The organism is Paracoccus caeni, assembly GCF_016629665.1.
In the GTDB taxonomy this organism is placed as follows: domain Bacteria; phylum Pseudomonadota; class Alphaproteobacteria; order Rhodobacterales; family Rhodobacteraceae; genus Paracoccus; species Paracoccus caeni.
In genome coordinates, this window is the sequence record NZ_JAEPRQ010000002.1 from 331883 (window position 1) to 352345 (window position 20463).

Genomic DNA, 20463 nt, shown 5'->3' on the forward strand with positions numbered 1-20463 from the left:
CTTTTGTTGACGTGATTCGTCAGTTGGGTTAGAACATTCATGGAACATGCCGAAGCAAGGGTGACGATAATGCTGACCAGAAAACAGATTCAGCTATTGGAATTCATCCAACACCGCATGGCGCGTGACGGGGTTCCCCCTTCCTTTGACGAGATGAAGGATGCGCTGGACCTGCGGTCGAAATCCGGCATTCACCGGCTGGTCACGGCGCTTGAGGAACGCGGCTTTATCCGCCGCCTGCCCCACCGCGCCCGTGCGCTGGAAATCGTGCGGCTGCCGGATTCGCTGGCCAATCCAAAGCCCGGCAAGGACGCGGCGGGTGGTTTTCAGCCGCGCGTGATCTCGAATGAACGCCCTGCGGCGGCGCGGCCCCGCGCGTCGGTCGATGTGGTCGAAAGCGCTGCGGTGGAACTGCCGGTTATGGGTCGGATCGCCGCCGGTGTGCCGATCGAGGCGATTTCGGAAATCTCGCACCATATCGCGGTGCCCGGCAGCATGCTGTCTGGCCGCGATTCCCACTATGCGCTTGAGGTCAAAGGCGATTCGATGATTGAAGCCGGGATCAACGATGGCGATGTGGTGGTGATCCGCGAACAGAATACCGCAGATAATGGCGATATCATCGTGGCGCTGGTGGAAGGGCATGAAGCGACGCTGAAACGCTACCGCCGCCGTGGTGCGATGATCGCGCTTGAGGCAGCCAATCCTGCCTATGAAACCCGTATCCTGCCCGAAGAAAGCGTCAGGGTGCAGGGTCGGCTGGTTGGCCTGATCCGCAGCTATTGATATTGATAAAGCGCGGCTGAAAACACCGCGACCCGATCATTACGTTTAGGTGGTTCGGATGAAGTCAGGACCGGCCTGCGACAAAAGGTCCTCGGCCAGATCGAAGCCCATATCGATACCGTCCGAAATTTCACCTTCACGCCGCCCGCGAATGGCTTCCGATCCGTCAGGCCGCAGGATTTCGCCCAACAGGACCAGCTTGCCATCGACGATCTCTGCCAGTCCGGCAATCGGTGTCTGGCAAGATCCGTCCAACCGCGCCAGATAGGCACGCTCCGCCACGATCCGCTGCCCGGTTTCGACGTGATGGATCGATGCCAGCAGGGCGGCGATCACCGGATCATCTTCGCGCCGCTCGACGCCAATCGCACCTTGTGCCACTGCGGGCAGCATATCCGAGGGATCAATCGGTCCGCGCGCGACATGCAGCATATCAAGACGGCTCAACCCCGCCATCGCAAGGAAGGTCGCGACGGCCACCCCGTCTTCCAGCTTCTTCAACCGGGTCTGCACATTGCCACGAAACTCGACCAATTGCAGATCCGGGCGGCGATGCGCCAGTTGCGCGCGCCTGCGCAAGGACGACGATCCCACGACCGCGCCTTCCGGCAGATCCGCTATAGAAGTGTGATGCGGGCTGACAAAGGCGTCCCGCACATCCTCTCGCGGCAAAAGGCAATCGATGATCAAACCGCCCGGCTGCAGCGTCGGCATATCCTTCATCGAATGCACCGCAATGTCGATCTCACCCGCCGCCAGCGCATCCTCGATCTCGCGGGTGAACAGCCCTTTCCCCCCGGCATCGCGCAAGGATCGGTCGGTGATCCGGTCGCCGGTCGTCTTGATCGGCACGATCTGGAACGCATCGGCGGGCAGATTATGCGCCGCCATCAGCCGGTCGCGGGTCTCATCCGCCTGCGCCAGCGCAAGGGCCGAGCCTCGGGTGCCGATCTTCAGCGGGCGGGATTTGTCGGGCATCTGGGTCATGTCTGGTGAATAGCCGCAGGGCTGCGGCTTGACAACGCCCCGCCCCTCGCCTTGAAGAAACCCAAGGAGACGCCATGACCAAATTGCTGCTGCGCGCGTTGGCCCAGGAAACCCTGCCCACCCCGCCGATCTGGATGATGCGACAGGCCGGTCGCTATCTGCCCGAATACCGCGCCACCCGCGAGAAGGCAGGCGATTTCCTGTCGCTTTGCTACAACCCGGATCTGGCCGCCGAGGTGACCCTGCAACCGATCCGTCGCTTCGGCTTCGACGCGGCGATCCTGTTTGCCGATATTCTACTGATCCCTCAGGCGCTTGGCGCCGATCTGTGGTTCGTGACCGGCGAAGGCCCGCGCCTTTCCACCATCACCAGCCCGGAAGACCTCTCCGCCCTCCGTCCGGCGGATGCGATCCATGACCGGCTGGCTCCGGTCTATGAAACCGTCCGAATCCTGTCCAAAGAGCTACCGCCAGAGACCGCGCTGATCGGTTTTGCAGGCGCGCCCTGGACCGTCGCCACCTATATGATCGCCGGTCGCGGCACCCCCGACCAAGGTCCCGCCCATGTGCTGAAGAACGCGGATCGCGCCGCCTTCACCACCCTAATTGATCGCATTACCGAGGCGACAATCCTTTACCTTTCCGCCCAGATCGAGGCGGGTGCGGAAGTGGTGAAGCTGTTCGATAGCTGGGCTGGCAGCCTCAAAGGTCAGGATTTTGACGATTTCGCCATCGCCCCCGCCCGCCGTATCATCGCCGCCCTGAAACAGCGCCACCCGGACACCCCTATCATCGCCTTCCCGCGTGAGGCGGGCGACCGCTATATCGGCTTTGCGCAGGCGACCGGCGCGGATTGCGTGGCGCTGGACAATTCGGTCAGTGCGGAATGGGCGGCAGCCAATGTGCAAAGCACCGGCTGCGTGCAGGGCAATCTTGCGCCACAGCATATGGTGACCGGCGGCCCCGAGCTGATCGCGGAAGCGCAGCGGATCACCCGCGCCTTCCGGGGCGGTCCGCATATCTTCAACCTCGGCCACGGCATCACCCCCGACGCAGATCCCGACAATGTCGCCGCCATGATCGAGGCCGTGCGCAGCGCATGATCTGGGTCGCCGCCACCCTGATCGCGGCAACCGCACAGACTGCGCGGAACGCGGCGCAGGCCGGGCTGACCACGCGGATCGGCACCATTGGGGCGACCGCGGTGCGGTTCGTCTTCGGCCTGCCCTTTGCGCTGCTGACCCTGCTGATCGCCGCGATCTGGCTGCCGGTGCCACGACCCGACGCCACCGTTCTGGGCTACACCGCTATCGGCGCAGCGGCGCAGATCGCCGCTACCGCCTTCATGCTGATCACTATGCGCGGACAAAGTTTCGGCGTCGCCACCGCGCTGATGAAGACCGAGCCGGTGACGCTGGCCATTATCGGCGCGATCATTCTGGCCGAGCCGCTTGGACCGGCGCGGATGGGCGCGATCCTGCTGGCGACCATTGGGGTTGTCATGGCCTCGGGTGCGAACTGGTCGCGGGCCAGCCTGTCGCCGGTGCTGACCGGAGTGACCTCGGGCGCATTGTTCGGGCTGTCGTCAATCGGGTTTCGCGGTGCGATCCTTGCCCTGCCCGAAGGCGGTTTCTTCATCCGGGCGCTGACTGTGCTGGTCCTGACGCTGGCGCTTCAGGCCGCGGTCATGCTGCTCTGGATGGTGTGGCGCGACCGGGCTGCGCTGCGCGGCATCGCCGAAGACTGGCGCGTGTCGGTGGCGGCGGGGGCGCTTGGGGCGTTTGCCTCGCTCTTCTGGTTCATTGGATTTGCGCTGACGCCGGCTGCAAATGTCCGCACGCTGGCACTGGTCGAGGTGGTGATGGCGCAGATCCTGTCGGGTCGCTTGCTGCGGCAAAAGGCCAACCCGCTGCAACTTGCCGGGATGGCGTTGATCGTGGTCGGGGTCGGCTGGCTGCTCGCCGTCGCCTGACCGGCTCAGCCGAACAGAACCGGCAGCATCGAGACGACCAGCAACACCGCCATCACCCCGTTGAACAGCCGCAGCCGAAGCGGCGTCGCCAGAAGGCTGCGGACGGCCAGACCCATGGCCGCCCAGACCGACACCGTCGGCAGGTTCACCACCGCGAAAACCAGCGCCACCACCAGCGCGCCACCCACCCCCGCCGCATAGGCTGACAGCGCGCCAAGCGCCATGGCCCATGCCTTCGGGTTAACCCATTGAAACGCCGATGCCTGCAGGAAAGTCATCGGCCTGCCGCTGCCCTCGCCCTCTTTCGGCGCAGCCGCCGTCGCGATCTTCCATGCCAGCCACAGCATATATCCCATACTGACCCATTTCAGCGTTTCCGCCAGCAATGGCGAACGGGCGATGATCTGATCAACGCCCAGCCCCAGAACCGCGACCATGGCGCCAAAGCCAAGCGACACGCCCAGCATATGCGGCACCGTCCGGCGCATGCCGAAATTCGCCCCCGAGGCCATCAGCATCATATTGTTCGGTCCCGGCGTGGCCGAGGTGACGAAGGCAAAGCCCGTCAGGGCAAGCAAAAGATCAGCATTCATGGTGTTCACTCCGTAGAGCGCAACAATACGTCGATCACCCATCACCATGATTGCAAAAATCGCCGTTACTGTGCAAATATTGCAATCAATGACGAATGAAAGCCGCATAACCGAGCGAATATTGCAGGAACTTCGCCGTGATGGCCGCCTGCCCAATACTGAATTGGCAGCCCGCGTCGGGCTGTCCCCTTCGGCCTGCCTTCGTCGGGTGCAAGAGCTGGAGCGTCGCGGTATCATCGGCGGCTATCGCGCCGTCATCAGTCCGCAAGCCCGCAATATCGGCTTCGTCGCCTATGTCGCGGTCGGCTTGTCGCGTCATTCGAACGAAGCGCAGCGATCCTTCGAACGCGCCTGCCTTGCTGCGCCCGCCGTTCGCGAATGCCATAACATCACTGGAACGGTCGAATATCTGCTGCGGGTCGAGGTGGCCGATCTGGCGGCCTATAAGCAGTTTCACAACGACGTTCTGGGCGCCTTTGCGTGGATCGCGACGATCACGACGCATGTGGTGATGGGCAGCCCCAAGGACGAACGCGCCTAGTCGCCATTGACGCGGGTTTGGGCCATGATAGGTCACGAACCCGTGTTCTTTATCGAAAGTGAGACATCATGGCTATTTCCGAAAAACGCCTTTCCCTTCGCCGCGCCGGGCTGACCGGCATCCTGCTGGCTTCCGGCCTTGTGCTGGCCGGTTGCGGGGGATCGCCCGCGTCCAGCAATCCGAATTTCTTCTCGGCCCGGATCACCGACGGCAAGCTGACCGGACAATATAACCCGCAGGGCTTTACCGCCGAAGAGGTGCGCGAACAGTTGAAATCGCTTTGCAATGACGGCGAACTGGCGACCTATGGCGAGGGTCCGGCCGATGGGCTGGTTTCCTTCAGCGCCACCTGCCGTGGCGGGATCGCGGCGGCGGGCGGCACGATCGAGATCGAACGCGCGGGCGAGCAGGTCGTTGTCGAGCAGATGACCTATGACGCCAATGGCGACATGACGATCAGCAGCAATCAGTAATCAAGGATTGCAAAGGCGGTGCCCGACCGATGGAAGGGCGCCGCCGACACTGTAAGGATACATCACGGCCATTTCGCCGTTGGCGGCAGGCTCATCAGCACCGCATCCGGGTTATGCCCGGTCTCCAACCCGAATTTCGTGCCCCGGTCATAGACCAGATTGTATTCGGCATAGAGCCCGCGATGGATCAACTGGGTCTCCTTGTCGGCCTCGGTGAAGGGCTGCGCCATATGCGCCTCGGCCAAGGGCAGGAAGGCGGGCAGGAACGCCTCGCCCACGGCGCGGGTGAAGGCGAAATCGGCGGACCAGTCGCCGCTGTTCAGATCGTCATAAAAGATACCGCCGACACCGCGCGCGCGACCGCGATGCGGGATGAAGAAATATTCGTCCGCCCACGCCTTGAAGCGGTCATAATAATCGACCGCATGAGCGTCACAGGCGGATTTCAGCGCAGCGTGGAAATGCGCGGTATCCTCGGGGTACTCGATGCAGGGGTTCAGGTCAGATCCGCCGCCGAACCACCATGCATGCGGCGTCCAGAACATGCGGGTATTCATATGGACGGCGGGCGCATGCGGGTTCTGCATATGCGCGACCAGACTGATCCCGGAAGCCCAGAAGCGCGGATCGCTGTCCATGCCCGGCACACCGCGTGCAGCCATTGCAGCCTGCGCTCGCGGCGACAATTCACCATGCACCTCGGACCAGTTGACGCCGACCTTCTCGAACACGCGGCCGTCGCGCAGGACCGACATCAGCCCGCCGCCGCCATTCTCGCCCCGCTCGGTCGGGGTGATCACGAACCGTCCGACCGGCGCGTCACCGGGGCCGCGATCCTCGACCGCCTCGAAGGCAGAGGTGATTCTGTCGCGCAGTTCGCGGAACCAGAGGGCAGCCATTTGGCGTTGTTCGTCCATACGACGCTCCGTGCTTTCATTGCCAAGCGATCCCGCCCGGCGTAACTTTCGCGAAAAGCTGTAATGAGACCCGCCATGCCCCGCAACATCACCTTTGTCGCAGTTGCCGTTCTGCCGCTGCTTCTGACCGCCTGCGGCACGCCGCAGGAACGCTGCATCAGCCGCAATACCGACGAATATCGCACGATCAGCCGATTGCTGGCCGAGGTCGAGGGTAATCTGGCGCGCGGCTATGCCTGGGAAGAGCGGCAGGTCGTCCGCGACCACCTGACCCAATGCCGCAGGGTCTATCGTGACAAGGACGGCAATGCCCATGTCGGCTATGAGCCGTGCTGGCGCGATCGTATCGAGACCGAGCGTTACCGGGTGCCGATCGATCCTGCCGTGGAAGAGCGCAAGCGTGCCAACCTGTCACAGCGCAAGGAAGCCTTGTCAGGCCGCGCGGCACAGGTGGTGCAGGCCTGCAAGGCCGCCTATCCAGAGGAAGAACAGGGCTGAAAGAATGAGCGGAACGCGCCGCGCATTCTAGGGTCAGGCTTTCCGGGGTCAGGGCTTTCTCGACTCAGATCGAGAAGGACGTTCCGCAGCCGCAGCTTGAAGAAGCGTTCGGGTTGTCGATGATGAACCGCGCACCGATCAGTTCGTCCTCGAAATCGATGGTCGCGCCCGCCAGATAGGGCAGCGAGACCGGATCGACCAGAACCTTCTGGCCGCCGCCTTCCAGCACCAGATCATCGGATTCGGCATCGTCGAAACGGATGTCATATTGGAAACCCGAACAGCCGCCACCAGAGACGGCAACCCGCAAGGCGCGGATATCGCCGCCGTCATTGATCTCGGCCAGACGGGCAAAGGCGCGTTCGGTGACTTTCGGAGGCAGGTTCATGGGGCGTTCCCGTTTTCGTCGTCGGATACAGAATATAGGCTCGCCGCGCATGTCCCGCAAGGAAGGCCCCGTATCAAGTGACATCCCTCGCGCCCTTTGCCTGCCAACCCGATGCCAGCCGTGGTCGTCTGTGGCAGGAACGTATGTCCACTTTCCGCTCGCCCTGGCAACGCGACCGCGACCGGATCATCCATTCCTCTGCCTTCCGCCGCCTGAAACACAAGACGCAGGTCTTCGTCGAACATGACGGCGACGCCTATCGCGGCGATTATTTCCGCACCCGCCTGACCCACACGATCGAGGTGGCACAGGTCGCCCGCACCATTGCCGGGGCGCTGAACCTGAACACCGATCTGGCCGAGACGGTGGCTTTGGCCCATGACCTTGGCCACCCCCCCTTCGGCCATACGGGCGAGGATGCGCTGGCCGAGTTGATGGCCCCTTATGGCGGCTTCGATCACAATGCGCAGGCGCTGCGGATCGTCACCCGTCTTGAACGGCATTACGCCGATTTCGACGGTCTCAACCTGACATGGGAGGCGCTGGAGGGCATCGCCAAGCATAATGGTCCTGTCACCGGCGATCTGCCCTATGCGCTGGCCGAGGTGAACGCAGAATGGGATCTGGAGCTTCACACCAATGCCAGCGCCGAGGCGCAGGTGGCGGCAGTCGCCGACGACGTGGCCTATAACCACCACGATCTTCATGACGGCTTGCGGGCAGAGCTTTTCACCGAAGAGGAACTGGCCGAATTACCCGTCGTGGGCGAGGCTTTCGCCCGGGTCGATTTCCTGCATCCCGGCCTTGACCGCATGCGCCGCCGACACGAGGCGTTGCGCCGTGTGTTCGGTGTCATGGTCGAGGACGTGATCCATGTCGCAAGGAACCGGCTGATCGCGCTGCAACCGCAATCGGTCGAGGACATCCGCCACATGGACGGCCCGATCATCCGCTTTTCGAAGCCGCTTTATCAGAACATCAAGGCGATCAAGTCCTTCCTGTTCACCCGCATGTATCGCGCCCCCTCGGTGGTCGAGGAACGGGTCACCGTCACCCGCATCCTGAACGAGATGTTCCCGCTGTTCCTGCAACAGCCCGACCAGTTGCCACCGCAATGGCGCGACGCCGCAAAGATCGCGCCGGATGAGGTTCACCGGGCGCGGATCGTGCTGGATTATGTGGCGGGAATGACCGACCGCTATGCGATTGCGGAACACCAGCGGCTGTTTCCTACCACGCCCGGTCCGCTTGCGCCCCCGCCCGATCAGGAGGCATAGTCCGCTTCGGAGGACGCGAAGGGGGGGACAGAATGAAACGACCGGAACTGCCGATGGAGGGTGCATGCCGCTGTGGGCGCATCCATATCCGCATCGATGCCCTGCCGATCATGACCGCCGCCTGCCATTGCACCGGCTGCCAGTCCATGTCGGGCAGCGCCTTTTCCCTGACCGCGATGATCCCCGGCACGGCGTTCACCGTGACGCGTGGAGAGCCGGTCGTCGGAGGACTGCGCAGCCCCGGGCTTGATCACATGTTCTGCCCCGAATGCATGACCTGGATGTTCACGCGGATCACTGGCGTCGACGCCTTCGTCAACCTGCGCCCGACCATGCTTGCCGATGCCTCATGGTTCGAACCCTTCATCGACACGTTCGTCTCTGAAAAGCTGCCATGGGCCGCCACCCCGGCGCGCCACCAGTTCGATGGCTTCCCGCCGACCGAGGATTATGCCCCGCTGATGCAGGAATTTGCCGGGCTGTGGGAGGATGGCGACGCGCCCGGACAGGCGCAGCACCACTGATCTAGGCGAACAGCATCCCGTCCAGCTCATTCCCCTGCTGATCGACGGGGTGGCACCAGACGGTGAAATCTTCCAGATAATGCTGCCCGAAGCTGTTCATCAGCGGCACATCCGCCGCGTCATGCCCGCGCGCGATCACCACCCGGCCAATCCGGCGCTGGTTGTTGCGGGGGTCGAAGGTCCACCAACGGCCACCCAGAAACACCTCGATCCAGGCGCAGAAATCCATCGGGTCATCGACCGGCGGAATCCCGATATCGCCCAGATATCCGTTCACATAACGGGCGGGGATGTTCAGCGCCCTGAGATAGGCCAGCGCCAGATGGGCGAAATCGCGACAGACGCCGACGCCTTCGTAATTGGCATTCATCGCGGTGCGGGTGGCGCTGGCATTCTGATAATCGAAGCGCAGATGGGAATGGACATGATCCACCACCGCCTGCACCCGCTGCCAGCCTGCTGGCACCGCGCCAAAGCGATCCCATGCCTCCTGCGAGATCAGGTCGCTTTCGACGTAGCGAGAGCTTACCAGAAACTTCAGCGCCTCATCGGGCAAAGCCTCGACCTGCCATTCCTCGGCGGCGTAATCCACCGGATCGCGCGCGCCGTCATCCCGCAGGGTGATGTCGCTTGACAGCGTGAACAGCCCGGCAGGCGCGACCAGACGGCGGCAGATATTGCCATAGGCGTCGAAATAGCTGTGAACCGGCACTTGCGGGTCGGTCTGCATCTTCTCCGGCGCTGTGTAATCGTCATGCCGCGATACATGCGGCGTTACCATGCAAATCAGCGGAGTATCCTGCTGGGTCCGAATGGTGATCCGGTGACCGACCCGCAGCAGCATCATGCCACCGTGGCGTCCATCGTCACTTCGGCATTCATCAGCTTCGAGACCGGGCAACCTGCCTTGGCCTTCTGCGCGATATCCTCGATCTGGGCCTTGTCGCCATCGCCCGAGATCGTGGTGACCAGATGCGCCTTGGTGATGGTGAAACCATCGCCATCCTGCGCCAAGGTGACCTTGGAGGTGGTCTCGATAGTCACCCCGCCGATTCCGGCATCCTCAAGCATCTTTGCCAGAGCCATGGAAAAACACGAGGCATGCGCCGCGCCGACCAGTTCCTCTGGATTGGTGCCGGGCTCATCGCCGAAGCGTCTGCCGAAGCCATAAGGTTGATCCTGAAGCGCGCCCGACTGGGTCGAAACCGTCGCCGTGCCATCCTTCAGACCGCCCTGCCATTTTGCCGATCCGCTGCGCGTGAACATGGTCGTCTCCTTTATATGCTGACTGCCGGGCCAACGCGGGCAGAGGGGCAAGGGTTCAGACGACTTATGTTAAATCGGTTGGGAACGCGGATTCTGCGCCCGGCAACCGCGCTTCTGCCCGTTCCCGCGTCAGTCCAGCGCCAGCGGCGGCGTCGGCCCGTCTTCCTCAAGATTCCACACCGCGGACCAGTGCCTGTCCTGCCGGTCAAGAGTCAAAAAATTGCGCTGCGCCACATAGCGGTGCTTCTGTCCCGGCAGCGGCCTGATGCGGATCGGATGCCCGGTCAACGGCGCCTCGCCCAACCCGGCGAAAAGGCCCAGACAGCGCGCATAGGCCTTGGGCGGCGCGCGATGCGAAATGCCCGATGCGACAAGCTGGTTGATCAGCGTCTCTTCGGGGACCATCTCGGCCCGCGTCGCCAGATGGATTTCGCCCGACAGCACCGTGAACGGGGCATCGCGGCGCATCCGCAGAACCTCGCGCAGCATCCGCCGCCATTCCTCGCGATGGGCATGGCTTTGCCACTGGTCGCGCAGATCATCCTCGTAATGCTGCATGCGCGGGATCGCCATCATCAGCGTCTCCAGCAGCGACAGCCGCGGCCCCAGCAGGGGAACGCTGGAGACCATGAACGTATGCCCGCCCGAGGGCTGTAAATCCTCGACCGCAAGCCATCCTGCCGGGCCCATGATCCGCTTGCGATTGCGTTCCGAGCGAAGATCGGGGGCGAAGATCGTCAGCCCCGGAAGATTCCGCCGCCAGCTGAGCGACTTGCCGGTCGCGTCCATGAAGAGATCGGGAATATCCTCTTCGACCGCGCCATGCTGAAACAGCAGATACATCCGCCGCGCCACCGTGAACAGCACCTGCCCCACCGCTGAGCGCGTCACCTTTTCCCGCAGCGAACCCCAGCCATCGCAGATATCGTGATCGTCCCAGATCGACAGCGTCGGGACCGAGGCAAGCAACCCCGCCGACGCCTCTGCCGCCAGCACCTGCATATAGCGTTCCACGAAGCGCGCGGTCAGATGGTCGGCCAGATCCTCCAGATCGGCGGGCGAGGCATTGTCCGGCAGTTTGTCGGGCCAGTCGGCGGTCAACGGGTGGTCATAGGTTGCCTCATCGGCATAGATCTGATCGCCGCCCTGCAACAGCACCGCAAAGGGCCGCGCCGTGTGTTCCTCGGCCAGCCGCGCCCACATCAGATTCCGTTCGGCCGAGTCGCGGTCGAGATCGCCGTTTTCCTCGCCATTGCAGGAGACGAAGGCGATACGCATATCGCCCTCAAGACGTGTCACGACCGGATGAAACCGCCCGCCCAGATCATAACCGCCCTCATCCGCCGTCAGGGTGAAATCATGCCGCCACAGGTTCAGACCGTCCAGGGTGGTCAGCAACCGGGGCGTCACCTCTGTGGTTGCTGTTCGGATCGCCGCCGGGGCCGGCTCTGTTTCGGGAAGGATATGCACCGCCGCAAGGCGTAACCCGTCTGGATCGCAACCGCGAAAATGCAGGATGGGACCGGCGTGGCGGGTGCTAGGGGCAACGCTCAAAATCGGGGCCTCACAGCTTCATGTCGCAGGCACAGATATGCGGTGGCAGGCCGCATTACAGCCACCGCGTCATCAGAGCGGCGGAAATCTGCATCGCATTCGCGACAAATTGCTGAGACCCTGCCCGGACTTTGGGCAGCCCGTCTCAGACGCCGCGTCGATTGCCCCAGATCAGGACGTGAAGCTGCGGCAGGATATGCGGGGTCAGCCAGCCTTTGCCCACGGTTTCATTTACCAACCACAGCATCCGGTCGGCCAACGCCTGCGGGCTGACTGGCAGCGTCGGATCGACCTCTGGATTGCCGGGCTGCAGGTAAAGCGGCAGACCCGGATAGCGGCTTTGTGCATCCCGCGCCCAATCCAGATCGCGTTGATCGAAGATCACGATCTTCATCACCACCCGCGCCGCGCCCGCCGCCGCGATGCAGGCATCGAAGGCATCCCAATCGGTCACCTGTCCGCTTGACGGCGGTTTCGGCGACAGGACCAGCAGCGCCAGATCCGCGAACCAGTCCCGCGCGACCGAGCCCTGCGTCTCGCAGGCGAAGGAATAGCCTTTGGCGCGGCCAAGCGCGATCACCGGCCCAAAATCCTGTATCGCCGGATTGCCGCCCGAGATCGACACCATCAGCGGCTGCCCGCCCGACAGTTCCGCCACCTTCGCCATGACCTGATCCGGCTGCATCGGCAGCCATTCATGCCGAAAGCGGCTATCGACCGCATGCAGGCTGTCGCACCACGAACAGCGGTAATCGCACCCACCCGCGCGGATGAAGACGGTCGGCTGACCGATCAGCGCGCCCTCTCCCTGAATGGTCGGCCCGAAGATTTCGGCGATACGAACCGTCATGGCCGATACTCGGCCCATGTCTTCGGCGTCTCGGACACCCTGACGGCTGCGACCTCGGACCAGCGTTCGCGGCACCAGTCGAAGAAATGCCGGGCAAGGTTTTCGGCGGTCGAGGGACCATCAAGTACATCATTCAGATGCCGGTGATCGAAGCATGTGTCGATGTAATGCTTCAGCGCCGCAAGCTCGTGATAGTCGCGCACGAAGCCGTCCGCGTTCAGTGCAGGCGCGGCCAGTTCGACCACGACGATGTAATTGTGGCCATGCAGGCGCGCGCATTGGTGATCCTGCGGCAAATGGCCCAATTGGTGCGAGGCCGAGAAATGGAATTCCTTCGAGATGCGATACATCAGCCACGCTCCCGCGCGGCCACGGCCTCGCGCCAATATTCAGGATCAACGTAAACGGTCGGGTCGGCGACCCCCGCCAGATCGAACGCCTCGCGACGTTCGACGCAGGTGCCGCAGCGACCGCAATGCAGATCGCCGCCCTTGTAGCAGGACCATGTCTCGGCAAAGGGTGTGCCGACCCTTGCGCCTTCAGTGACGATGTCGACCTTGCTGCGATTGACGAAGGGCACCAGCAGCGCGACCTCGGCATAACCGTCCAGCGCCGCTGCCTGCATCGTGGCGAAAGCATCGGTGAAGGCCGGGCGGCAGTCTGGATAGATGAAGTGGTCGCCGCCATGGACCGCCGCCGCCACCGCGCTGTCGCCCTTGGCCGCCGCGATGCCGAAAGCGACGCTCAGCATGATCGCATTGCGGTTCGGCACCACGGTAATCCGCATGGTTTCTTCCGCGTAATGCCCGTCGGGCACGTCGATATCATCGGTCAGCGCCGAGCCTGTCAGCGCCGCACCGATCGGGCGCAGATCGACAAGATGGAACGGCACGCCCAGACGAACGGCGGCGGCGCGGGCAAAGCCCGTCTCTTTCCGGTGCCTTTGGCCGTAATCGAAGGACAAAATCCGGCCAAGCCGACCCTCTGCCGAGATGAGATGGGCAAGCGAAACGGAATCAAGTCCGCCAGAGCAGACGACAGTCGTATTCATGATGAGACCCTTGTTTTGATGACCGGGTAGGCTGCGACCGGTGGCGGGTCTCTTAGGGGATCGGATCGGCGGGCGCAACCGGCGGAAGTGTCGGCTTGCAGGCGTCCGGATATAGACAAGCCGCGCGAGATGTCGCGCGGCTTGTCCGGTTCTCAGGTGATCCGTAGATCAGGCGGCCTTGCGGCGGCGGCGCTTGCCGACATAACCAAGCGCGCCGATGCCGCCGATCAGCAGCGGAAGCGCGGCAGGCACCGGAACCGGCGCCGGCAGAACGTCGGTCACAACGTCATAGTTGACCCAGCCGATCGACTGACCGGCAAGGTTCGGGATCCCAGCATCCTTGTTCGGCCATTGGTCGAACAGCGGGAAATACTGGGCATTGTTGGCGCTGTAGGCATAGGTCAGCATCCCGGCGAGATAGTCCGAAACCAGAAGCTCGGTCCCCTCATCGGTGGTTTCGCCCAACGTGAACAGGTGATCGTTCTCGCGGTTGCGAACACCATTGATCCGGCCGGTCAATTTGCCGGTGGTGGTGTCCAGCGCCAGATTGGTCAGCGCGTTGCGGCAGCACAGACGGTTGCCTTCGTCATCGAACAGTTCAAGTTCGGTGCCTTCGGCGTTCAGCGGGAACAGATACAGCCCGCCATTCATGCGCAGGTCATAGCCGCCATCCACCACCTGGCTGCCGCCGGTGAATTCGCTGCCCCGGCTGGCCTGAATCGGGAAGGTCAGCACGGGATTGCCGGCCTCGGTCAGCTCTGCCGCGGGCGAACCCGGTGCGGCAGTGCCCCACAGCGACAGCGACAACAGCGGATAGGTGACTTCGACCTGCACATCACCGCCGACGACGATGGTTTTCGCCTCTGACTCATGCGCAAAGGACGCGACAGCAAATGCAAATGCTGCCGCGAGGAACATCTTGGACATACGTCCTCCTCGTGAATTTCACATCAATTTTTTGGGGAGTTGGTGCCGGATGGGTGCCGCCGAGAAATTAACCAAATCGCCCGGCAGGGTCAATCACAATTCGGTGAATCCTGAGATTGATAGGGAAACTATCCCATTGAGGATAAAAACAATTTTTGGATGAATGCGCCCGTCAAACACATCTTATAATTGAATTAACGACACGCAGCTCCATCGCCACGAATGATCGAATAACGGCTTTGACAGCTAATTGTTTAATACTTATTAAAATTGTCAGATTTTAGGTGGAGAGCGTCATGAAACGCGATTTAGGCGGGCTGCGGATGCCGGGCTTCGGGATGGGTTTCTGGCCCGCCGCGCTGACGCTTCTTTTCGCGGCAATGGGCGGATTTATCGCGCATTCGGTCTGGCTGGGCCTTGGCGGACTGACCAACGATCTGCAGGGCCGCAGCCCGTTTTACGCCGCCTCGATGCCGCTGACGACGGCGATCATGTTCCTGCACATGATCACCGGCGCGCTGCTGACGGTGATCGCGCCGCTACAGGTCATCAACCCGATCCGCCGCAACTGGCCGCGCTTTCATCGCTGGTCCGGGCGGATCATGGTCGGGCTTGGCATCTTCACCGGTTTCGGCGGCATCCTTTATGCCACGCGCCACGGCACTACGGGCGGTGCGTTCATGGACCTGTCCTCAACCGTCTATGGCCTGCTGATGCTTCTGGCGGCGGTGCAGACTTACCGCCTTGGCCGGGCGCGGAAATGGATGGTGCATCGTCGTTGGGGATGGCGCTTTACCGTGCTGGTCATCGCCTCGTGGCTCTACCGAATGCACTATGTCATCTGGGACCGGCTGACCGGCGGGCTGTGGACCACACCGGATATGACCGGGCCCTTCGACCGCTTTCAGGCATGGGCGTTCTATCTCTCTTATGCCGCGTTGCTGGAGCTGTGGTTTCTGTGGGAAGACCGGCGACGGATGCGCAAACGCCCGCAACCGGCGATGCGCCCTGCCCCTGCGGGGACTGGATAAATCCGGCAGCATCCACTAGCCACGAAGGCAGCCCATCCCTGCCCTCAGGAATCAGCCAAATCCACCCCGCCTGCCTGAGAGGATCGCCGCCATGCCCACCATCTCGACCACGCTTGTCCTGTCGCCCCTGCCCGCGATCGAGGCTTTGGGCCAGCGCGCCGCCGCGATGGGCGCAGAGGTCCGGCGCGACGGCGACCAGATCGAGGTTCAGGGCGCGGCCAGCCGGGTCCGGGCCGGGGCGCGTGGCGATAACCTGTCGCTTGAACTGATCGCCGATACCGATGAGGATCTGCTGAAAATCCGCGGGCTGATCGAGGCGTTCGTGACCGCCCACGGCATCACCGACATCGACTGGAAGGGCGCCAAGCCGCGCAAATCGCGCCTGACCATGGCTCGGGCGCTGTCCTGCACCCGTATCTCGCCGTCATTCTGCCGGGTTCGTCTGGCAGGGGATTTCAGCGCATTCCGCGATGGCGGGTTGCATTTCCGCCTGCTGATCGCCCCGGATGGCGCGCTCCTGCCCGAACCGGGCGCGGATGGCGATCTGGTCTGGCCGGGCGGTATCGACGCATGGCACCGCCCGCCCTATACGATCCGCGCCATGTCGGCAGAGGCCGACTGGATGGACTTTGACATCTTCCTGCATGCAGGTGGCCGCGTCACCGAATGGACCGAGGATCTGCGCCCCGGCGATCCCGTTGCCCTGACCGGGCCTGGCGGCAAGGGCATTCGTCCCGCGCGCTGGCTGGGCCTTGCCGGGGACGAAACTGCCCTGCCGGTGATCCTGCGCGCCATTGAGGCGGCTGATCCCGAAACGCAGGGCCATGCCTCGATCCTGATCGCCGAGAGCGCCGATATTCAGCCGGTGACAGCGCCACCCGGCCTGCGGCTGGAATGGGTCTTGCGCAGCGAGGGGCGGTCGCTGCTGGATCTCTTCCGCGCGCTGCCCACCCCGCCCGAAACCGACCGCTTCATGTTCTTCGCAGGCGAGCGGCAGGACGCGGCAGTGGCGCGTGAACATGCGAAATCGCTGGGCATGACGGCGGGCGAATATCACTGCGCCGCCTATTGGACGGAAGGCTGGACCCCGCCGCTGTCGCAGAAACAGGCGCGCCGCTGACGCCGCGAGCCTAGCGCGCCTTCGGGATACACATTGCGCGCCCCGTTTCGGGGTCTTGCAGAATGCTGACATTCACTCCGAAGACCTGCGCCACGTTCTGCGGGGTCAGCACATCGGCAGGCGCACCCTCGGCGGCAATCCGGCCCGCATCCAGCAGGATCAGATGATCCGCATGCCGCGCCGCCTGATTGAGATCGTGCAGCACCGCCACCACCGTCCGGCCCGCATGGACCAGATCCTCGATCAGATGCAGCACCTCAATCTGATGGGCGAGATCCAGAAAGGTCGTCGGCTCGTCCAGCAACACGATCCGGCTTCGCTGGGCAAGGACCATCGCGATCCATGCCCGCTGCCGCTGCCCGCCCGACAACTGGTCAAGCGGCTGGTCACGCAGATCGGCGGTTCGGGTCAGCCGGAATGCCTCGGTCACGGCAGCCTCGTCCTTGTCCGACCAGCGCGACAGCAGGCCGCGATGCGGAAAGCGGCCCATGCGGACCAGATCGGCAACGATCATCCCCTCGGGCGCTTGCGGCGATTGCGGCAGGATGCCGACACGGCGGGCCAGATCGCGCGCGGCCATCGCCGGGACCGAGGCTCCGTCAAGCAGCACCTGCCCGCCGCGTGGACGCATGGTCCCGGCAAGCGCACGCAGCAGCGTGGATTTGCCGCTGCCATTCGGGCCTGCCAGCACGGTGAACCGCCCCGGCGGGATCGTCAGATCCATGCCGGTGACGATCGGCTTCGCGCCATAGCCAAGGGTCAGATCGCGGGTGACGAGACCGTCAGTCATTGCGGTGCCTCCACATCAGCCAGCCAAAGAAAGGTGCGCCCAGAAGCGCCGTCAGAATGCCCGCAGGGATCTGCGCGGGCGCGATGATGCTGCGCCCGACCGTATCGGCCAGAAGCAGCAGACCCGCGCCCATCAGCGCCGACAAAGGCAGCAGGCGGCGATGGCCCGCGCCGACCAGATGCCGGGCGATATGGGGCGCGATCAGACCGACGAAGCCGATAGGCCCGGTCGCAGCCACCGCCGCCGCCGCGATCAGCGCGCAAAGCGCCAGCATCCCCGCCCGCGACCACGGCGCCGAAACGCCCAAGCCCCGCACCACCGGGTCCTCGAACCCCAGCAAATCCAGAACCGGCGCCAGCAGCATCAGCAGGATCATCGCAGGCGTCATCCACATCAGCAGAATCCACAGCTTTTCCCACCGGCTGTCCTGCAAGCTGCCCGCCATCCATATCATCGAGCGTTGGACCAGAATGATATCGCCCATCGAGGACAGGAAGCCCGCAATACCTCCGGTCAGCGCGCCGCAGCCGATACCGATCAGGATGATCCGTTGCGACCGCATGCCGACACGGATCGCCAGCCCCTGAATCAGCGCGACCATCACCATCGCCCCGCCGAATGCCGCCCAGGGCAGCCATGCCAGCGAAACCCCCGGCATGCCGATGATCAGCACCAGCGCCGCCAAAGCCGCGCCGCCATTGATGCCGATCAGCCCCGGCTCGGCCAGCGGGTTGCGCATCGCCGCCTGACAGATCGCCCCGGCCAAGGCCAGCGCGGCACCGATGGTCATCGCCAAAAGCGCCCTCGGCAGGCGCAATTGATTGAGGATGAAGACCGCGTCGGGCGGCGCCTCGCCAAAACCCGTCAGCGCCGACAGGATATGGCCAAGCGGGATCGGCCGGTCGCCGAACCCAAGCGCGGCCAGAAGCAGAAGCGGCATGGCCAGTGCGGCGATCAGCGTGACCCTCATGCCAGCCGCCCCGCCCGCTTGCCCTGCGCCAGCCAGATGAAGACCGGCGCGCCAAGAACGGCCAAGGCGACGCCCACCGGCACATCCCGGTCCCAGACGGCGCGCGGCAGTGTGTCGGCGATCAGTAGCACCGCCGCCCCCGTCACCATCGCAAAGGGCAGTCGCGCGCCATAGCCCGCGCCCCAGACCAGCCGGATCGCATGCGGCACGATCAGCCCGACGAAGCCCACCGGCCCGGCCAGCGCCACCGCCCCCCCGGCCAGAAGTGCGACCATCACCACCGTCAGCCGCCACCACAGCGTCAGGTTCAGGCCCAGCCCGCTGGCAATATCCTCGCCCATCGCCAAGACCTCTACCGCGCCACGGCTTAGCATTGCCGCAACCAGCGCCAGCCCGATCCAGGGCATGACCGCAACCACATCCTGCATCCGTATCCCGGCCAGCGAACCAACCGTCCAGATCCGCACCGCATCCAGCGTGCCCGCATCGAAGATCAACAGCGCCGAAGTCACCGACATCAGGAAACTGCCGACGATCACCCCGGCCAGCGTGATCCTCAGCGGCGTGCCGCCCCGTTGCCCGGCCATGCCAAGCGTGTGGACCAGGACGACCGCAGCGCCCGCGCCGATGAAGGCCGCCCAGACATAGCTGCCACGCCCGCCCGCCAAATCCAGCGCCAGCAGCAGCACGACGGCAAAGGCCGCGCCCGCATTGACCCCAAGGATGCCCGGATCGGCCAGCGGGTTGCGCGTCACCGCCTGCAGCATCGTCCCCGCCGCCGCCAGCGCCGCACCGACCGCAATCGCCGCCAACACCCGTGGCAGCCTGACGGTCAGCACCAGCAGATCCTCGCGCGCCTCGCCGCCCTGCCACAGCGCCTCGATCACCCGCGACACCGGCAGATCGGCCGAGCCAACGGTCAGCGCCCAGAGCGCCAGCAGCCCGACGCCCAGCGTCAGGGCCAGAAGCGCCGGCAGCCTTGTCATTCGCCGATCACAAGCCGCTCTACATCGTCAAGGATGCGATGGGCCGAGGCGATGCCGCTGAACTCCATCCAGATGCCGGGGTCCAGCGGGTAAACGCGATCGGCCTGCGCCGCAGGCAGCATCTGCCACAGCGGATTGCCGACAACCTCGTCAAGACGCCCGCTTTCCGCCGAGTCGTTCATACCGCCAACGATATAAAGCAGCGTATCGCCATCCAGTCCCGCCAGATCCTCCCAGTCTGGGCGCTTCATCTCTTCCCCGCCGGTGAAGCGTTCATACTCGCTGCGCTTCACCCCAAGATCGCGTAGCAGCGCGAAGGGGGCATAGGCATTGGGGCCGTCCAGATAGACCTGAAAATCCCATGGGGTGATGCGGATGATTGAGACCGTCGTGTCGGGAATACGCGGCTTCATCTCTTCGATCCGTGCATCCAACGCGGCGATCTGTTCCTCATATTCCGCCTCGCGCCCGCCGATCTGGGCGATGATCCGTTGATAACCGCGCCATTCGGGCTGGCTGATCAGCGCCGTCGGGGCGATCTGGCTCAGCATCGGGTAAAGGCTTTCGGCCATGTTGCTTCCAAGGATCAGATCGGGCTGCGCGGCCACGACAGCTTCGATGCTGGGCTCCATGAGCGAGCCGATATCGGCAACGCCCGCCGCCTCGGCCCGCGCCTTCAGGTCAAGATCGGACATGCCGGTCAGCGGTGCCGCAACGACCGGCAGGCCAAGCTCCAGCGCCATGCCCAGCGAATAGGTGGGATCGGTGACCACGATCCGCTGCGGATTGTCGGGCAGACAAAGCGGCGCGGCGACCAGCATCGGATCATCAAACACGCGCCCGTCGCAGCTTTCGGCAAATGCGGGGAAGGCGGCGACGGTCAGGATGGGGCCAAGGACCAGTCCGGCGAAAAGGCGCATCACGGGCTCCGATAGTCAGAAAAGAAAATCACGCCCCGGCAG

General features: G+C 63.8%; 25 protein-coding genes. 10 read left to right on the plus strand and 15 right to left on the minus strand.

From position 1 onward, the window contains the following. The first annotated feature begins 69 nt into the window (after positions 1 to 69). Complete coding sequence (lexA, locus tag JJJ17_RS08400) at positions 70 to 786, plus strand: transcriptional repressor LexA (RefSeq protein WP_200685368.1); 717 nt, start codon at positions 70 to 72, stop codon at positions 784 to 786. Positions 787 to 831: 45 nt separating this feature from the next. On the opposite strand, the gene hemC is transcribed toward lexA, so the two are convergent. Continuing rightward, on the minus strand, positions 832 to 1773 hold the full coding sequence (hemC, locus tag JJJ17_RS08405) for a hydroxymethylbilane synthase (protein ID WP_200685370.1): 942 nt from the start codon (positions 1771 to 1773) through the stop codon (positions 832 to 834). A gap of 74 nt (positions 1774 to 1847) precedes the next feature. Here hemC and hemE point away from each other — a divergent pair, with 74 nt between their 5' ends. Continuing rightward, positions 1848 to 2876: a uroporphyrinogen decarboxylase gene (gene hemE / locus JJJ17_RS08410; RefSeq protein WP_200685372.1), complete on the plus strand. Its 1029-nt coding sequence runs from the start codon at positions 1848 to 1850 to the stop codon at positions 2874 to 2876. Then, a complete protein-coding gene (locus JJJ17_RS08415) occupies positions 2873 to 3745 on the plus strand; it encodes a DMT family transporter (RefSeq protein ID WP_200685374.1) in 873 nt (290 codons plus the stop codon). Before hemE ends, JJJ17_RS08415 begins: the two co-directional genes overlap by 4 nt. 5 nt (positions 3746 to 3750) lie before the next feature. Here JJJ17_RS08415 and JJJ17_RS08420 read toward each other — a convergent pair whose 3' ends face one another. After that, positions 3751 to 4338, minus strand: coding sequence for a LysE family translocator (locus tag JJJ17_RS08420; RefSeq protein ID WP_200685376.1), 588 nt, complete (start codon positions 4336 to 4338; stop codon positions 3751 to 3753). A gap of 88 nt (positions 4339 to 4426) precedes the next feature. Here JJJ17_RS08420 and JJJ17_RS08425 point away from each other — a divergent pair, with 88 nt between their 5' ends. Together JJJ17_RS08425 and JJJ17_RS08430 are read left to right on the plus strand one after the other, a co-directional pair. Next, complete coding sequence (locus tag JJJ17_RS08425) at positions 4427 to 4879, plus strand: Lrp/AsnC family transcriptional regulator (RefSeq protein ID WP_200685377.1); 453 nt, start codon at positions 4427 to 4429, stop codon at positions 4877 to 4879. A gap of 68 nt (positions 4880 to 4947) precedes the next feature. Then, entirely contained in the window at positions 4948 to 5352 is a 405-nt protein-coding gene (locus JJJ17_RS08430; protein WP_200685378.1) for a hypothetical protein, read from the plus strand. 62 nt (positions 5353 to 5414) lie between these two features. Here the strand turns inward: JJJ17_RS08430 and hemF are convergent, their stop codons facing one another. After that, the gene (hemF, locus tag JJJ17_RS08435) at positions 5415 to 6269 is read right to left on the minus strand and encodes an oxygen-dependent coproporphyrinogen oxidase (RefSeq protein WP_200685379.1); all 855 of its coding nucleotides are present in this window, start codon (positions 6267 to 6269) and stop codon (positions 5415 to 5417) included. A gap of 75 nt (positions 6270 to 6344) precedes the next feature. Between hemF and JJJ17_RS08440 the strand changes: the two genes are divergently transcribed. After that, on the plus strand, positions 6345 to 6767 hold the full coding sequence (locus JJJ17_RS08440) for a hypothetical protein (protein WP_200685380.1): 423 nt from the start codon (positions 6345 to 6347) through the stop codon (positions 6765 to 6767). A 64-nt stretch (positions 6768 to 6831) separates the two neighbouring features. Here the strand turns inward: JJJ17_RS08440 and JJJ17_RS08445 are convergent, their stop codons facing one another. Continuing rightward, positions 6832 to 7155, minus strand: a complete 324-nt coding sequence (locus JJJ17_RS08445; protein ID WP_200685381.1) for a HesB/IscA family protein — start codon at positions 7153 to 7155, stop codon at positions 6832 to 6834. Positions 7156 to 7232: 77 nt separating this feature from the next. Between JJJ17_RS08445 and JJJ17_RS08450 the strand changes: the two genes are divergently transcribed. Together JJJ17_RS08450 and JJJ17_RS08455 are read left to right on the plus strand one after the other, a co-directional pair. Then, on the plus strand, positions 7233 to 8432 hold the full coding sequence (locus JJJ17_RS08450) for a deoxyguanosinetriphosphate triphosphohydrolase (protein ID WP_200685382.1): 1200 nt from the start codon (positions 7233 to 7235) through the stop codon (positions 8430 to 8432). Positions 8433 to 8464: 32 nt separating this feature from the next. Next, positions 8465 to 8956: a GFA family protein gene (locus JJJ17_RS08455; RefSeq protein ID WP_200685384.1), complete on the plus strand. Its 492-nt coding sequence runs from the start codon at positions 8465 to 8467 to the stop codon at positions 8954 to 8956. 1 nt (position 8957) lies between these two features. On the opposite strand, the gene JJJ17_RS08460 is transcribed toward JJJ17_RS08455, so the two are convergent. The 7 genes from JJJ17_RS08460 to JJJ17_RS20375 form a co-directional block, all read right to left on the minus strand. Next, the gene (locus JJJ17_RS08460) at positions 8958 to 9800 is read right to left on the minus strand and encodes a transglutaminase-like domain-containing protein (RefSeq protein WP_200685386.1); all 843 of its coding nucleotides are present in this window, start codon (positions 9798 to 9800) and stop codon (positions 8958 to 8960) included. Further along, positions 9800 to 10222, minus strand: coding sequence for an OsmC family protein (locus JJJ17_RS08465; RefSeq protein ID WP_200685388.1), 423 nt, complete (start codon positions 10220 to 10222; stop codon positions 9800 to 9802). Before JJJ17_RS08465 ends, JJJ17_RS08460 begins: the two co-directional genes overlap by 1 nt. A gap of 129 nt (positions 10223 to 10351) precedes the next feature. After that, entirely contained in the window at positions 10352 to 11776 is a 1425-nt protein-coding gene (locus JJJ17_RS08470; RefSeq protein WP_200685391.1) for an alkaline phosphatase D family protein, read from the minus strand. A 145-nt stretch (positions 11777 to 11921) separates the two neighbouring features. Further along, complete coding sequence (queE, locus tag JJJ17_RS08475; protein WP_200685393.1) at positions 11922 to 12626, minus strand: 7-carboxy-7-deazaguanine synthase QueE; 705 nt, start codon at positions 12624 to 12626, stop codon at positions 11922 to 11924. Next, positions 12623 to 12976 carry a 6-carboxytetrahydropterin synthase QueD gene (gene queD, locus JJJ17_RS08480; protein ID WP_200685395.1) on the minus strand — a complete coding sequence of 118 codons (354 nt, stop codon included), beginning with the start codon at positions 12974 to 12976 and terminating at the stop codon, positions 12623 to 12625. Before queD ends, queE begins: the two co-directional genes overlap by 4 nt. Beyond that, positions 12976 to 13677 (minus strand): 7-cyano-7-deazaguanine synthase QueC, encoded by a 702-nt coding sequence (queC, locus tag JJJ17_RS08485; protein WP_200685397.1) that lies wholly within the window; start codon positions 13675 to 13677, stop codon positions 12976 to 12978. The genes queD and queC overlap by 1 nt, the downstream gene beginning before the upstream one ends. 168 nt (positions 13678 to 13845) lie before the next feature. After that, positions 13846 to 14604 (minus strand): VPLPA-CTERM sorting domain-containing protein, encoded by a 759-nt coding sequence (locus JJJ17_RS20375; protein ID WP_234463985.1) that lies wholly within the window; start codon positions 14602 to 14604, stop codon positions 13846 to 13848. A 296-nt stretch (positions 14605 to 14900) separates the two neighbouring features. Between JJJ17_RS20375 and JJJ17_RS08495 the strand changes: the two genes are divergently transcribed. Beyond that, entirely contained in the window at positions 14901 to 15635 is a 735-nt protein-coding gene (locus JJJ17_RS08495; protein WP_200685399.1) for a DUF2306 domain-containing protein, read from the plus strand. Between the two features lie 91 nt (positions 15636 to 15726). Beyond that, entirely contained in the window at positions 15727 to 16755 is a 1029-nt protein-coding gene (locus JJJ17_RS08500) for a siderophore-interacting protein (protein WP_200685401.1), read from the plus strand. Positions 16756 to 16765: 10 nt separating this feature from the next. Here JJJ17_RS08500 and JJJ17_RS08505 read toward each other — a convergent pair whose 3' ends face one another. Genes JJJ17_RS08505 through JJJ17_RS08520 form a run of 4 tightly spaced genes read right to left on the minus strand, consistent with a single transcriptional unit; the run spans position 16766 to position 20421 of the window. Continuing rightward, entirely contained in the window at positions 16766 to 17545 is a 780-nt protein-coding gene (locus JJJ17_RS08505; RefSeq protein WP_200685403.1) for an ABC transporter ATP-binding protein, read from the minus strand. Beyond that, entirely contained in the window at positions 17538 to 18515 is a 978-nt protein-coding gene (locus tag JJJ17_RS08510; RefSeq protein ID WP_200685405.1) for a FecCD family ABC transporter permease, read from the minus strand. Before JJJ17_RS08510 ends, JJJ17_RS08505 begins: the two co-directional genes overlap by 8 nt. Continuing rightward, positions 18512 to 19501 carry a FecCD family ABC transporter permease gene (locus tag JJJ17_RS08515; protein WP_200685407.1) on the minus strand — a complete coding sequence of 330 codons (990 nt, stop codon included), beginning with the start codon at positions 19499 to 19501 and terminating at the stop codon, positions 18512 to 18514. Before JJJ17_RS08515 ends, JJJ17_RS08510 begins: the two co-directional genes overlap by 4 nt. After that, entirely contained in the window at positions 19498 to 20421 is a 924-nt protein-coding gene (locus JJJ17_RS08520; RefSeq protein WP_200685409.1) for an iron-siderophore ABC transporter substrate-binding protein, read from the minus strand. The genes JJJ17_RS08515 and JJJ17_RS08520 overlap by 4 nt, the downstream gene beginning before the upstream one ends. Positions 20422 to 20463: the final 42 nt, after the last annotated feature.

What these genes read in the sequence shown, in the direction of transcription:
- lexA (WP_200685368.1), top strand. Translation starts at nt 70, where the DNA reads ATGCTGACCAGAAAACAGATTCAGCTATTGGAATTCATCCAACACCGC.
- hemC (WP_200685370.1), bottom strand. Translation starts at nt 1,773, where the DNA reads ATGACCCAGATGCCCGACAAATCCCGCCCGCTGAAGATCGGCACCCGA.
- hemE (WP_200685372.1), top strand. Translation starts at nt 1,848, where the DNA reads ATGACCAAATTGCTGCTGCGCGCGTTGGCCCAGGAAACCCTGCCCACC.
- JJJ17_RS08415 (WP_200685374.1), top strand. Translation starts at nt 2,873, where the DNA reads ATGATCTGGGTCGCCGCCACCCTGATCGCGGCAACCGCACAGACTGCG.
- JJJ17_RS08420 (WP_200685376.1), bottom strand. Translation starts at nt 4,338, where the DNA reads ATGAATGCTGATCTTTTGCTTGCCCTGACGGGCTTTGCCTTCGTCACC.
- JJJ17_RS08425 (WP_200685377.1), top strand. Translation starts at nt 4,427, where the DNA reads ATGACGAATGAAAGCCGCATAACCGAGCGAATATTGCAGGAACTTCGC.
- JJJ17_RS08430 (WP_200685378.1), top strand. Translation starts at nt 4,948, where the DNA reads ATGGCTATTTCCGAAAAACGCCTTTCCCTTCGCCGCGCCGGGCTGACC.
- hemF (WP_200685379.1), bottom strand. Translation starts at nt 6,269, where the DNA reads ATGGACGAACAACGCCAAATGGCTGCCCTCTGGTTCCGCGAACTGCGC.
- JJJ17_RS08440 (WP_200685380.1), top strand. Translation starts at nt 6,345, where the DNA reads ATGCCCCGCAACATCACCTTTGTCGCAGTTGCCGTTCTGCCGCTGCTT.
- JJJ17_RS08445 (WP_200685381.1), bottom strand. Translation starts at nt 7,155, where the DNA reads ATGAACCTGCCTCCGAAAGTCACCGAACGCGCCTTTGCCCGTCTGGCC.
- JJJ17_RS08455 (WP_200685384.1), top strand. Translation starts at nt 8,465, where the DNA reads ATGAAACGACCGGAACTGCCGATGGAGGGTGCATGCCGCTGTGGGCGC.
- JJJ17_RS08460 (WP_200685386.1), bottom strand. Translation starts at nt 9,800, where the DNA reads ATGCTGCTGCGGGTCGGTCACCGGATCACCATTCGGACCCAGCAGGAT.
- JJJ17_RS08465 (WP_200685388.1), bottom strand. Translation starts at nt 10,222, where the DNA reads ATGTTCACGCGCAGCGGATCGGCAAAATGGCAGGGCGGTCTGAAGGAT.
- queE (WP_200685393.1), bottom strand. Translation starts at nt 12,626, where the DNA reads ATGACGGTTCGTATCGCCGAAATCTTCGGGCCGACCATTCAGGGAGAG.
- queD (WP_200685395.1), bottom strand. Translation starts at nt 12,976, where the DNA reads ATGTATCGCATCTCGAAGGAATTCCATTTCTCGGCCTCGCACCAATTG.
- queC (WP_200685397.1), bottom strand. Translation starts at nt 13,677, where the DNA reads ATGAATACGACTGTCGTCTGCTCTGGCGGACTTGATTCCGTTTCGCTT.
- JJJ17_RS20375 (WP_234463985.1), bottom strand. Translation starts at nt 14,604, where the DNA reads ATGTCCAAGATGTTCCTCGCGGCAGCATTTGCATTTGCTGTCGCGTCC.
- JJJ17_RS08495 (WP_200685399.1), top strand. Translation starts at nt 14,901, where the DNA reads ATGAAACGCGATTTAGGCGGGCTGCGGATGCCGGGCTTCGGGATGGGT.
- JJJ17_RS08500 (WP_200685401.1), top strand. Translation starts at nt 15,727, where the DNA reads ATGCCCACCATCTCGACCACGCTTGTCCTGTCGCCCCTGCCCGCGATC.
- JJJ17_RS08505 (WP_200685403.1), bottom strand. Translation starts at nt 17,545, where the DNA reads ATGACTGACGGTCTCGTCACCCGCGATCTGACCCTTGGCTATGGCGCG.
- JJJ17_RS08510 (WP_200685405.1), bottom strand. Translation starts at nt 18,515, where the DNA reads ATGAGGGTCACGCTGATCGCCGCACTGGCCATGCCGCTTCTGCTTCTG.
- JJJ17_RS08515 (WP_200685407.1), bottom strand. Translation starts at nt 19,501, where the DNA reads ATGACAAGGCTGCCGGCGCTTCTGGCCCTGACGCTGGGCGTCGGGCTG.
- JJJ17_RS08520 (WP_200685409.1), bottom strand. Translation starts at nt 20,421, where the DNA reads ATGCGCCTTTTCGCCGGACTGGTCCTTGGCCCCATCCTGACCGTCGCC.